General features: G+C 73.6%; 11 protein-coding genes. 9 read left to right on the forward strand and 2 right to left on the reverse strand.

Annotated features, from left to right (window positions below):
• Positions 1–265: 265 nt before the first annotated feature.
• Together ACFVVU_RS31210 and ACFVVU_RS31215 are read left to right on the forward strand one after the other, a co-directional pair.
• Complete coding sequence (locus ACFVVU_RS31210) at positions 266–1363, forward strand: GAF domain-containing sensor histidine kinase (protein ID WP_387793562.1); 1098 nt, start codon at positions 266–268, stop codon at positions 1361–1363.
• Positions 1356–2006, forward strand: coding sequence for a response regulator transcription factor (locus tag ACFVVU_RS31215; protein WP_355374594.1), 651 nt, complete (start codon positions 1356–1358; stop codon positions 2004–2006). Before ACFVVU_RS31210 ends, ACFVVU_RS31215 begins: the two co-directional genes overlap by 8 nt.
• On the opposite strand, the gene ACFVVU_RS31220 is transcribed toward ACFVVU_RS31215, so the two are convergent.
• Positions 2003–2803 carry a hypothetical protein gene (locus tag ACFVVU_RS31220; RefSeq protein ID WP_380683192.1) on the reverse strand — a complete coding sequence of 267 codons (801 nt, stop codon included), beginning with the start codon at positions 2801–2803 and terminating at the stop codon, positions 2003–2005. The two genes, ACFVVU_RS31215 and ACFVVU_RS31220, sit on opposite strands and share 4 nt — an antisense overlap.
• A 149-nt stretch (positions 2804–2952) precedes the next feature.
• On the opposite strand from ACFVVU_RS31220, the gene ACFVVU_RS31225 reads away from it, so the two are divergent.
• The 6 genes from ACFVVU_RS31225 (at position 2953) to ACFVVU_RS31250 (ending at position 8658) form a co-directional block, all read left to right on the forward strand.
• Positions 2953–3744: an ABC transporter ATP-binding protein gene (locus ACFVVU_RS31225; protein WP_355374589.1), complete on the forward strand. Its 792-nt coding sequence runs from the start codon at positions 2953–2955 to the stop codon at positions 3742–3744.
• A gap of 208 nt (positions 3745–3952) precedes the next feature.
• On the forward strand, positions 3953–4375 hold the full coding sequence (locus tag ACFVVU_RS31230; RefSeq protein ID WP_355374586.1) for an NfeD family protein: 423 nt from the start codon (positions 3953–3955) through the stop codon (positions 4373–4375).
• Positions 4376–4385: 10 nt separating this feature from the next.
• Positions 4386–5444: an SPFH domain-containing protein gene (locus ACFVVU_RS31235; RefSeq protein WP_380683193.1), complete on the forward strand. Its 1059-nt coding sequence runs from the start codon at positions 4386–4388 to the stop codon at positions 5442–5444.
• A 179-nt stretch (positions 5445–5623) separates the two neighbouring features.
• On the forward strand, positions 5624–6382 hold the full coding sequence (locus ACFVVU_RS31240; RefSeq protein ID WP_380683194.1) for a sulfite exporter TauE/SafE family protein: 759 nt from the start codon (positions 5624–5626) through the stop codon (positions 6380–6382).
• Between the two features lie 106 nt (positions 6383–6488).
• Complete coding sequence (locus ACFVVU_RS31245) at positions 6489–6791, forward strand: 4a-hydroxytetrahydrobiopterin dehydratase (protein WP_380683195.1); 303 nt, start codon at positions 6489–6491, stop codon at positions 6789–6791.
• Between the two features lie 109 nt (positions 6792–6900).
• On the forward strand, positions 6901–8658 hold the full coding sequence (locus tag ACFVVU_RS31250) for a PQQ-binding-like beta-propeller repeat protein (RefSeq protein WP_387793559.1): 1758 nt from the start codon (positions 6901–6903) through the stop codon (positions 8656–8658).
• Between the two features lie 111 nt (positions 8659–8769).
• Here ACFVVU_RS31250 and ACFVVU_RS31255 read toward each other — a convergent pair whose 3' ends face one another.
• The gene (locus ACFVVU_RS31255) at positions 8770–9306 is read right to left on the reverse strand and encodes an HNH endonuclease (protein WP_387793560.1); all 537 of its coding nucleotides are present in this window, start codon (positions 9304–9306) and stop codon (positions 8770–8772) included.
• Positions 9307–9608: 302 nt separating this feature from the next.
• Here ACFVVU_RS31255 and tyrS point away from each other — a divergent pair, with 302 nt between their 5' ends.
• Positions 9609–10871, forward strand: a complete 1263-nt coding sequence (tyrS, locus tag ACFVVU_RS31260) for a tyrosine--tRNA ligase (RefSeq protein WP_355374682.1) — start codon at positions 9609–9611, stop codon at positions 10869–10871.
• Positions 10872–11210 lie beyond the last annotated feature (339 nt).

Raw genomic sequence — 11210 nt, forward strand, 5'->3', positions numbered from 1 at the left:
CCGCGGCGTTCCCGGGGCCACCCGGCGAGACCCGGGCCCTGGGCCCTAGGTCCTCAGACCCGGGCCCGGCCCGGCCCCGGGACGGACGCGCGGGCCCCGCACCCGGCGGTAGGTTGGCGTCATGCCCACCGTGCCACGCGACCACCGGCACGCCGGAGCGCTGCCCACCGACCGGATCCCGGTCGGCCCGCCGCCCGACGGCACCCTGCCCGCCTGCGAACCCTGCCTCGCCGGCATCGAGGCCGTCAGCCAGGCACTGCTCGCGATGAGCCGCCACCTGGAGGTCCGCGAGGTGCTGCGCCGGATCACCGCCTCCGCCCGCCGCCTGCTCGGCGCCGAGTACGCGGCCCTCGGCGTCCCCGACGACCACGGCGGCTTCGCCCAGTTCGTCGTCGACGGCGTCACCGACGAGCAGTGGAAGGCCATCGGCCCGCTGCCCCGCCAGCACGGCGTGCTCGCCGCGATGTTCCACGAGACCGGCGCCGTCCGGCTCGACGACGTCCGCAGCGCCCCCGCCTTCGGCGGCTGGCCGGACGCCCACCCCGAACTCGGCGCCTTCCTCGGCATGCCGATCCTCGACCCCGACCACGCCGAGGACGAGCCCGGCGTCCTCGGCGTGATCTACCTCGCCAACAAGCAGGGCGGCGGCGGCTTCACCGACCACGACGAGGAACTCCTGCGGATACTCGCCGCCCACGCGGCGCTCGCGCTCTCCAACGCCCGCCTCTACGAGCGCAGCCGCGAACTCACCCTGGCCGGCGAACGCGCCCGGATCGCCCACGACCTGCACGACGCCGTCTCGCAGAAGCTCTTCTCGCTGCGCCTCACCGCCAAGGCCGCCGCCAAGCTCGTCGACCGCGACCCGGCCCGCGCCCGCGAGGAGCTCGCCGAGGTCGCCCGGCTCGCCGCCGAGGCCGCCGACGAACTGCGCGCCGTGGTCGTCGAGCTGCGCCCCGCCGCCTTGGAGGAGGACGGCCTCAGCGCCACCCTGGCCTCCCAGGTGCAGGTCCTCGACCGCGCCCACGCCGCCGACATCGCCTTTGCCGCCGACCGGGTCCGCGCCCTGCCGCAGGCCCAGGAGGGCGCCCTGCTGCGGGTCGCCCAGGAGGCCCTGCACAACGCGCTGCGCCACTCCGGGGCCCGCCGGGTCACCGTCACCCTGGCCGGCACGCCCGCCCGCGGCGCCGTGCTGCGGATCAGCGACAACGGCCGGGGCTTCGACCCCGACTCGGTCCGCCGGGCCGGCCGCCACCTCGGCCTGGCCTCGATGCGCGACCGCGCCGCCGCGGTCGGCGGCCGGCTCACCCTGGACTCCGCCCCCGGAAGGGGCACGGTCGTCGAGATGGAGGTCCCCGGTGCCTGACACCGTGCCCGCGATCCGCGTCCTGCTGGTCGACGACCACCAGGTGGTCCGCCGCGGCCTGCGCACCTTCCTGGAGGTGCAGGACGACATCGAGGTGGTCGGCGAGGCCGCCGACGGCGCCGAGGGCGTCGACCGGGCCCGCGCCCTGGACCCCGACGTCGTGCTGATGGACCTCAAGATGCCCGGCGTCGACGGCATCGAGGCGCTGCGCACGCTCAAGGAGGAGGGCAGCCGGGCCCGGATCCTGATCGTCACCAGCTTCACCGAGCACCGCACCATGGTCCCCGCCCTGCGGGCCGGCGCCGCCGGGTACGTCTACAAGGACGTCGACCCGGAGGCGCTGGCCGGCGCGATCCGCTCGGTCCACGCCGGCCACGTGCTGCTCCAGCCGGAACTCGCCGAGGCGCTGCTCGCCGACGACGGCCCGCGCCCCCCGCAGGGCCGCGGCGGCACCCTCACCGAGCGCGAGCGCGAGGTGCTCGGCCACATCTCCGACGGCCGCTCCAACCGGGAGATCGCCCGCAGCCTCCACCTGTCCGAGAAGACGGTGAAGACGCACGTCTCCAACATCCTCATGAAGCTGGACCTCGCCGACCGCACCCAGGCCGCCCTCTGGGCCGTCCGGCACGGCGAGACGCGCTAGCCCCGCTCCTCGTCCACCAGCGCGTTGTACGCCGCCACCTGGGCCCGGCGGGCCGTGCGCCACAGCGGCGCCAGCACCGCCTGCCGGGCCGCGATCTCCGAGGCGCTCACCGCCGCGCCGTGGCTGCCCGAGGCGATCGACAGCAGCGCCGCCACCTGGCGCGCCGACTCCAGTACCCGCACCGCCCGCGGCGGGTACCCCGGCGCGAGCAGCTCGTCGTGGCCGCGCCGCCGAAAGGCCTCCAGCGCCCGCAGCGCCTCGGGCCCGGCCCCGGCGACGTCCAGCTGGGTCAGCAGCAGGGTCGCCCGGCGCAGCCCGTCCGCGAGCTCGAACTCGGCCTCGTGCAGCGACGGCACGTCCGCCGGCGGCGCGTCGTTCACCTCGGAGCAGCGCCACAGCACGGTCGCCGACCGGTCCCCGGCCGGGCCGAACACCTCGACCTCGGGGACCAGCCCCAGCGGCACCCCGACCGCCAGCACCGCCTCGCCGGCCGCCATCGCCCGCTCGTTGAACGGCGCCGGCCCGGTCAGACCCAGCGGGTGCCCGGCCGACGGCAGCGCCAGCCGCAGGCCCCGCACGCCCAGCACCCGCAGCCGGCCCAGCGCCCAGGTGAGCCCGTGCCGCTCGTCCGGCCCGTCCCCGGGCAGACCGGTCACCCGGTGGCCCTCGTCGGCCGCCAGAACGGCCGCGGCGGCGTTGTCGGGCGGCACCAGACCGGCCAGCAGGGCGTTGCCCCAGGCGGCCAGCCGCCCCGAACGGGGCTCTTCGTACGGATTGTCGGCAGGAGAGGCGAGCATCCGGCCAGCCTACGGAATCGGCGGCCATCCGCGTGGCGTAGGTTTGCCCATGCGTGTGCGGCGCACCCACTCCGTGCCACCGGCCACCAGGGGTAGGCTGCCCGCCCGCACCGACGGCCGAGATATCTGTTTTTGGGGAAGGCGTAGGCATGAGCGACGTGCTGGAGCTGGTGGACGTTTCCGTGGTCCGGGAGGGGCGCGCGCTGGTCGACCAGGTCTCGTGGTCCATCTCCGAGGGTGAGCGCTGGGTCATCCTCGGCCCGAACGGCGCCGGCAAGACCACCCTGCTGCAGATCGCCTCCTCGTACCTCTTCCCGACCGCCGGCAAGGTCACCGTCCTCGGCGAGAAGCTCGGCGAGGTGGACGTCTTCGAGCTGCGCTCGCGGATCGGCCTGGCCGGCGCCGCGATGTTCGACAAGCTGCCGGCCGAGCAGACCGTGCTGCAGACGGTGCTGACCGCCGCGTACGGCATGACCGTCACCTGGCAGGAGACCTACGAGCAGTCCGACGAGTCCCGTGCGCTCGCCCTGCTCGACCGCCTCGGCATGGCGAGCCTGACCGACCGCCGCTTCGGCACCCTCTCCGAGGGCGAGCGCAAGCGCACCCTGATCGCCCGCGCCCTGATGACCGACCCCGAGCTGCTGCTGCTCGACGAGCCCGCCGCCGGCCTCGACCTCGGCGGCCGCGAGGACCTCGTCCGCCGCCTCGGCGCCCTGGCCCAGGACGAGTTCGCGCCGGCCATGGCGATGGTCACCCACCACGTCGAGGAGATCGCCCCCGGCTTCACCCACGTCCTGATGATCCGTCAGGGCAAGGTGCTCGCCGCCGGCCCGATCGACACCGAGCTGACGGCACGCAACCTCTCCAAGTGCTTCGGCCTGCCGCTGACCCTGGAGCGCCACGGCGACCGCTGGTCCGCCCAGGGCCTGCCGCTCGGCTGACGCCGGATCGGCTCCGCGCGGGCTCCGGCACGGGCTCCGCGCCCGTGCCTCGGGGGGCTCCGCGCGGGCCTCGGGGGGCTCCGCCGGGGCCACCGGGCCCCAATCGAACTCGGTCGAACCGGAACCGGTCGCACGCGCGACCGGTTTCCGCCCCTCCACCTGCGGGAACTGACCGCCTCGAAGGCCCTTCCCTCCCTAGGATGGACACGTGGACAGCTGGATCTGGTGGCTTCTGGTCGCCGTCGGCCTCGGTATACCGCTGGTGATCACCGCGATGCCGGAACTCGCCATGTTCGCGATCGGCGCGCTCGTCGCGGCCGGCGTCGCGGGCTTGGGCGCCGACCCGGTCTGGCAGGTCCTGACCTTCGTCGCGGCCTCGGTCGCGCAACTGGTCGTCGTCCGTCCCGTCGCCTACCGGGCACTGCGGAAGGGCCCGCAGATCAAAATGGGCATCGAGGCGCTCAAGGGCGCCACCGCGGTCGTCGCGGAAAGGGTCGACGCGGAGGGCGGCCGGATCAAGCTCAACGGCGAGATCTGGTCGGCCCGAGCGCTCCACCCCGAGCAGGTCTACCAGCCGGGGGAGCAGGTCGACGTCGTCGAAATCCAGGGCGCGACCGCCCTGGTCGTCTAGGGGAGAGTCCGTGGAACCCGTCCTTATCGTCCTGGTCGTCCTGGTCGTGGTGGCCTTCATCGCGCTGATCAAGACGATTCAGGTCATCCCGCAGGCCAGCGCCGCGATCGTGGAGCGCTTCGGCCGCTACACCCGGACGCTCAACGCAGGCCTGAACATCGTCGTCCCGTTCATCGACCGCGTCCGCAACCGGATCGACCTGCGCGAGCAGGTCGTGCCGTTCCCGCCGCAGCCGGTGATCACCCAGGACAACCTGGTCGTCAACATCGACACGGTGATCTACTACCAGGTCACCGACGCCCGGGCCGCCACCTACGAGGTCGCCAGCTACATTCAGGCGATCGAGCAGCTCACCGTCACCACGCTGCGCAACATCATCGGCTCGATGGACCTCGAATCCACCCTGACCTCGCGCGAGGTCATCAACGCCGGCCTGCGCGGGGTGCTCGACGAGGCCACCGGCAAGTGGGGCATCCGGGTCAACCGCGTCGAGCTGAAGGCCATCGAGCCGCCGACCTCCATCCAGGACTCGATGGAGAAGCAGATGCGCGCCGAGCGGGACAAGCGCGCCGCGATCCTCACCGCCGAGGGCAACCGGCAGTCGCAGATCCTGCGCGCCGAGGGTGAGAAGCAGGCCGAGGTCCTCAAGGCCGAGGGTGAGGCCCAGGCCGCGGTGCTGCGCGCCGACGGTGAGGCCGCCGCCATCCGGACCGTCTTCGAGGCGATCCACGAGGGCGACGCCGACCAGAAGCTGCTCGCCTACCAGTACCTCCAGACCCTGCCCGAGCTGGCCAAGGGCGACGCCAACAAGCTCTGGATCATCCCCAGCGAGGTCGGCGACGCGCTCAAGGGCCTCGGCGGCGCCTTCAACGGCCTGACCGGCAACGGCGGCGGTGCCAACGGCGGCGCGGTGGCCGCCCCCAGCGCCGCCCCGGCCGCGCCGCCGGCCGCCACCCAGGTCCCGATCGACCCGGCCGCCGGCCCGCGCCCGCTGGACACCGACACCAAGGGCTCCGCACGGCCCCGGATCGACCCGCTCCGCGAGTACCGCAAGAACGACCCGCAGTGACCGGCCGGTAGGTCCCGGACGCCCTGGCGAGAGCCCGTCCCCGTTCCGCACGGGGGCGGGCCCTCGCGCGCGACGGGCCCGCGGCCGTGTGTCGTACGTCCCGAATCGCGGGTGCCTCTGGAACCCCCGCCGGTCCGTCCGGCATGATCACCGCGACGGGACCCCACGGGAGGTGGCTCATGACGGTCTGGGAGGCGATCGCCGTCCTGGCGGCAGGTGTCGGCGCCGGAATGATCAATGTGATCGTCGGCTCCGGCACGCTCATCACCTTCCCGGTGCTGCTCGCCGTCGGCCTTCCCCCGGTCACCGCCAACGTCTCCAACTCCTTCGGCCTGGTGCCCGGCTCGCTCAGCGGCGTGATCGGCTACCGACGGGAGCTGGAAGGCCAGGGCGCCCGGCTCGCCCGCTTCGGCACCGCCTCGCTGCTCGGCGGCGTGCTCGGCGCCTACCTGCTGATCGAACTGCCCAGCGCCGCCTTCGACGCGATCGTCCCGGTGCTGATCCTGCTCGCCCTCGTCCTGGTGGTGCTGCAACCCCGGGTCGCCCGGGCCGTCGCCGCCCGCCGCCGCCCCGACGGCGACCCGCACGGCGGGGTGCCGCTGCTCATCGGGATCTTCCTCACCGGCGTCTACGGCGGCTACTTCGGCGCCGCCCAGGGCGTGCTGCTGCTGGCCCTGATGGGCATGCTGCTCCAGGAGGACCTGCAGCGGATCAACGGCGTGAAGAACGCCCTCGCGATGATCGTCAACGGCGTCGCGGCGCTGTTCTTCCTCTTCACCTCGACGGTGAACTGGGCCGCCGCCGGCCTCATCGCGGTCGGCTCGCTGGTCGGCGGGCTGGTCGGCGCCAGGGTCGGCCGCCGGCTGCCGCCGCAGGCACTGCGCGCGGTCATCGTGGTCGTCGGCCTTGCCGCCGTCGTCAAGCTGCTCACCGACTGAGGCCGCGCTCCGAGGTGTCGCCGACGTCCGGGGGCCCGGCCTCTATATCGTCCTGTGCGGGCACGTCCCGAACGAACTGACAGCGACCGGCGACAGGAGTGGGCCGATGAGCCGCGAACGGCTGACCGAGGACGAGATCACCGCCGGGCTGGCCGCCCTGGCGCACTGGACGCGCGAGGGCGACACCATCGTCCGGACCGCCGACGCCCCGGACTTCCCCGCCGGGATCCGGGTCGTCGTTTCCGTCGCCGCCACCGCCGAGGCGATGGACCACCACCCCGACGTGGACATCCGCTGGCGCACCCTGCGCTTCGCCCTCTCCACCCACAGCGCCGGGGGCCTCACCGCCCTCGACCTCGACCTCGCCGCCCGGATCGACGACGCCCTGGCCGCCGAGTCCGCCCGATAGGGCCGGCCCCCGGGCACACCTGACAGAGCCGGAACCGTTCCCTCCGGGCCGCGCCGGGGCCGTGAGATGCTGGCTGCCGCAGTGCAGGCGGTCGGGAGGGACGGAACGGATGGCGCAGGACCCCCTCGGCGACGGCCACCCGCAGCCGTGGTACCCCCAGCAGGCGGGCCACCAGCAGGCGGACCCCCGGGGACCGGAGGCGCCGTACCTCCCGTACGACCCCTACCACCCCTACGGCCAGGGGCAGCAGCAGCCCGACGCCTACGTCCCGGACGCGCACCCCCACGACGGGCACTCCCAGCACCCTCAGCAGCAGTACGCGCCCTACGTCGTCGTGCCGCAGCAGCCGGTGGGGGAGGAGCTGTACGTGCCCGCCGGTGCCGAGTACACCGCCGACGGTTACGTCCAGCCGGCGCCCGAGGCCGAGGCCGACCCCGAGCCCTCGCCCGCCGCGGACATGGAGGCGGCGGCGGACCCCGTGCCCGCCGCCGTCCCGCCGTCCTCCCGGCGGGCCCGCCGTGCCGCACGGCCCGGTCCCGCCGGGTCCGCCGCCGCCCCCGGCCGGCGCGCCCTGCTGGTGCGCAGCGGCGCCGGGGTGGCCGCGCTCGGCGTCCTGGTCGCGGCCGGCCTGATGGTGAGCGCCGAAGGCGGCGGCAGCGCCTCCGCCGACAGTTCCGGCGAGCCCGGCTTCACCACCGCCCACAGCCGGACCTGGGCCGCCCGGGCCGACGCCGGCGGGCCCGGCGGCGACGACACTCTCGTCGGCAGCTGGCTGCTCGACGGCGCGGTGGTGCGCGCCGACGCCACCGGCGTGCGCGCCTACGGCCTGACGGACGGCCGACCGGTCTGGGCGGTGGAGCCGCCCGCCGCCGGCGCCGTCCCGTGCGGACTGTCGCCGACCGTCAACCGGACCGGCCTGGGAGCCGTGCTGTTCCGGCCGCAGGCCGACCCGAAGAGCCCGTGCGCCCTGGTCACCGCCGTCGACACCAAGGACGGCCGGGCGGCCTGGACCAAGCCGCTCACCGATACCAAGGGCTCCTACGGCGCGCGCGTCGGCGTCACCGACGACAAGGTGATCGCGGTCGGCGACAGCCACGCCGTCGCCTGGCAGTCGGCCGACGGCGCGGACCTCTGGCAGTACACCGGGCAGGGGAAGTTCTGCACCCTCTCCGGCGGCGTCTCCGGCGGGACCGTCCTGGTCGCCAGCTCCTGCGCCGACTCCACCCCCATCGACCAGGCCGTCGCGCTGAACACCGCCGACGGCAAGGTCTCCTGGTGGCGCGGCCTGAACAACCGGCCGAAGACGGCGACCGTGCTCTCCGCCGAGCCGCCCGTCGTCCTCACCACCGGCGAGAAGCCCGAGGACGACCGGGTGTTCGCCTGGGGCCAGGCCGGCGACCCCACCGCCGAGATCCCGGTCGCCGACGCCGACGGCCGGCTCGACGTCGCCCACGGCACGTTTTCGGCCACCCCCGGGGTCTTCTTCCACGACCGCACGATGGTCACCACGGTCACCACCGCCGCCTCGGCGAACGGCACCGGCGGGCCGGTCGCGGTGGTCGGCTACGACCTGGACACCGGCAAGCAGCGCTGGCGGACCCCCGCCCGGGAGAAGGGTGCCGCCCGGGCCGTCGGGGTGGACGGCGGCGCGCTGGTGCTCGCCGTCGACGAACGCAGGGAGCAGCCGGCGCACCTCAGCCGCTTCGCCCTGGACGGCGGGCACGAGACGGTCGGCGGCGACTTCCCGTCCGGCACCGGCTCGCTGCTGGTCTCCGGGCGCGTCCTGATCGGCGGCGGCCGGATCGTCGCCGTCCCCGAGCACTCGACCAACTTCGGTACCGCGACGGGCTTCCGGGCGAAGGAATGAGCGCGCGCCGGGCCGGGAACCGACCTCCCCCGTCGGTCCCCGGCCCGGCTTTCCCCCGTGTTTCCCCCCTGTTCGTGGTCCGTCCCGGCCGACCCGGCCCGCCCGGCCCGCTCAGGCGGCGGACGGCGCGGCCGCGGCGACGGCCTGGGCCGGCAGCCAGTCGGCCAGCTCCCGGACGTCCGAGCCGCGCAGCCCCAGCGCCATCATCAGCGTCGCCTGCGGCGTCGGGACGAACGGTTTGCGGAGCAGCTTCATCCCCGCCTGCTCCGGCGTCCGGTCGGCCTTGAGCTGGTTGTCCTCCGCGCAGGCGGCCACGGTGTTCAGCCAGGTGTCCCCGCCACCGCGCGACCTCGGCTGCAGGTGGTCCACCGTGGTGGCCCGCCGCCCGCAGTAGGCACACAGGTGCTGGTCACGGACCAGAACCCCGCGGCGGGACCACGGAGCCTGTTGTCGGAACGGCACCCGGACGTACCGCTGGAGTCTGATCACCCGCGGCACCGGTACCGTCACCCCGGTCCCGCGCATGGTGCGCAGTGGGTGCGCCTGCTCGACCACGGCCTTGTCCTGGAGCACCAGGACCACGGCGCGCTGGAGCGACACCGTCGTCAGCGGCTCGTAGCTTGCGTTCAGAACCAGCGTGCTGCGCACCTCGGCCACCCTTCCGCGGGCGTGCCACGGCGGCACGACCGTCCTCACCCACGTCACTGCCGCCGCGCGGCGGTGGGACCACTTTGAAGGGGCTCCCCGCCGTCGAACAACGGAATTTCCGGTGTCACGGAGGGGCATGACCACGTCGGAACCCGGCCCTCGCGGCGCGTCCATGCCAGTGCGGCGAAAACTCGCTGGCGGCGACCGCGTAGGCTCTACAGCGCTGGAGTCGTCCTGCACCGGGACCCGATCGAACCGGGCCCGCACCGGACGGGACGCCCGACCGAAGGAGAATCGTGACCGTGACGGACATCGTCGACGAGCTGCGGTGGCGTGGGCTGATCGCCCTTTCCACCGACGAGGACGCACTGCGCAAGGCGTTCGCGGACGGCCCGGTCACGTTCTATTGCGGCTTCGACCCGACGGCCCCGAGCCTGCACCTCGGCAACCTGGTCCAGATCCTCACCATGCGCCGCATCCAGCAGGCGGGAAACCTCCCGCTCGGCCTGGTCGGCGGTGCCACCGGTCTGATCGGCGACCCGAAGCCCACCGCCGAGCGGGTGCTCAACGACCCCGAGACGGTGGCCGGCTGGGTGGAGCGCCTGCGAGGGCAGATCTCCCGGTTCCTGGACTTCGAGGGCCCGTACGCGGCGCGCATGGTCAACAACCTGGACTGGACCTCCGGGATGTCCGCGATCAGCCTGCTGCGCGACGTGGGCAAGTACTTCCGCGTCAACAACATGATCGCCAAGGAGGCCGTCGCCCGACGGCTCAACTCCGACGCGGGCATCAGCTACACCGAGTTCAGCTACCAGATCCTCCAGGGCATGGACTACCTGGAGCTGAACCGCCGCTACGGCTGCACCCTGCAGACCGGTGGCAGCGACCAGTGGGGCAACCTCACCGCCGGCACGGACCTCATCCGCAAGGCCGACGGCAAGTCGGTGCACGCGCTGGCCACGCCGCTGATCGTCAAGGCCGACGGCACCAAGTTCGGCAAGACGGAGTCCGGCACGGTCTGGCTCGACCCCGAGCTGACCACCCCGTACGCCTTCTACCAGTTCTGGCTGAACGCGGACGACCGGGACGTCCCCAACTTCCTGCGGATCTTCAGCTTCCGCTCGAAGGAGGAGATCGAGGAGCTGGAGCGCGAGACCACCGAGCGCCCGGCCGCCCGCCTCGCCCAGCGCGCCCTCGCCGAGGAGCTGACCACCCTGGTGCACGGCGCCGACCAGTACGAGCGCGCGGTCGCCGCCTCCAAGGCGCTGTTCGGCCAGGGCGACCTCGCCGACCTGGAGGCCCCCACCCTGGCCGCCGCGCTCGCCGAGGTCCCGAAGGCCGCGGTCACCGAGCTCCAGCCGATCGTGGACCTGCTGGTCGCCGTCGGCCTCTCCCCGAGCCGTTCGGCCGCCCGCCGGACGATCAAGGAGGGCGGTGCCTACCTCAACAACGTCAAGGTGACGGACGAGGAGGCGGTGCCGGCCGAGGCCGACCTGTTGCACGGTCGCTGGCTGGTCCTGCGCCGGGGCAAGCGCAACCTGGCCGCGGCCGAGCTGAGCAAGTGATCGAACCGGCCGCGTTGGCCGGAGCACGACGCCGCTGACCTGCGGCTTCGACCCTGAGGGGCGGGATCCAGCCGGATCCCGCCCCTTGAGGTTTGACGATGTCCTCCAGGTGGCCTAGTGTTGAACGAGTCGCTGAAGCGGCCACACCACTCAGCGCACCACGCTCCAAGCATGAATTTCGAGTGACACTCGGAATGCGCTAATGTGGAGGGCGTCGCGAAAAGTGGCCCCGGACCAGTTCGGGAAATCGGATGAATGAAACTCCGGAAAACGGAGCGGAAAACGTCTGATAAGCTGGAAACACGAAAGAACGAAGCGCCCGGAGGGCCCGCTGGAAGG

It is taken from the genome of Kitasatospora sp. NPDC057965, from assembly GCF_042887135.1.
GTDB lineage: Bacteria > Actinomycetota > Actinomycetes > Streptomycetales > Streptomycetaceae > Kitasatospora.

Bases quoted from the DNA above. Each gene is read 5' to 3' on its own strand.
- ACFVVU_RS31220 (WP_380683192.1), bottom strand. From the start codon at position 2,803: ATGCTCGCCTCTCCTGCCGACAATCCGTACGAAGAGCCCCGTTCGGGG.
- ACFVVU_RS31245 (WP_380683195.1), top strand. From the start codon at position 6,489: ATGAGCCGCGAACGGCTGACCGAGGACGAGATCACCGCCGGGCTGGCC.
- ACFVVU_RS31210 (WP_387793562.1), top strand. From the start codon at position 266: ATGAGCCGCCACCTGGAGGTCCGCGAGGTGCTGCGCCGGATCACCGCC.
- ACFVVU_RS31225 (WP_355374589.1), top strand. From the start codon at position 2,953: ATGAGCGACGTGCTGGAGCTGGTGGACGTTTCCGTGGTCCGGGAGGGG.
- ACFVVU_RS31240 (WP_380683194.1), top strand. From the start codon at position 5,624: ATGACGGTCTGGGAGGCGATCGCCGTCCTGGCGGCAGGTGTCGGCGCC.
- ACFVVU_RS31250 (WP_387793559.1), top strand. From the start codon at position 6,901: ATGGCGCAGGACCCCCTCGGCGACGGCCACCCGCAGCCGTGGTACCCC.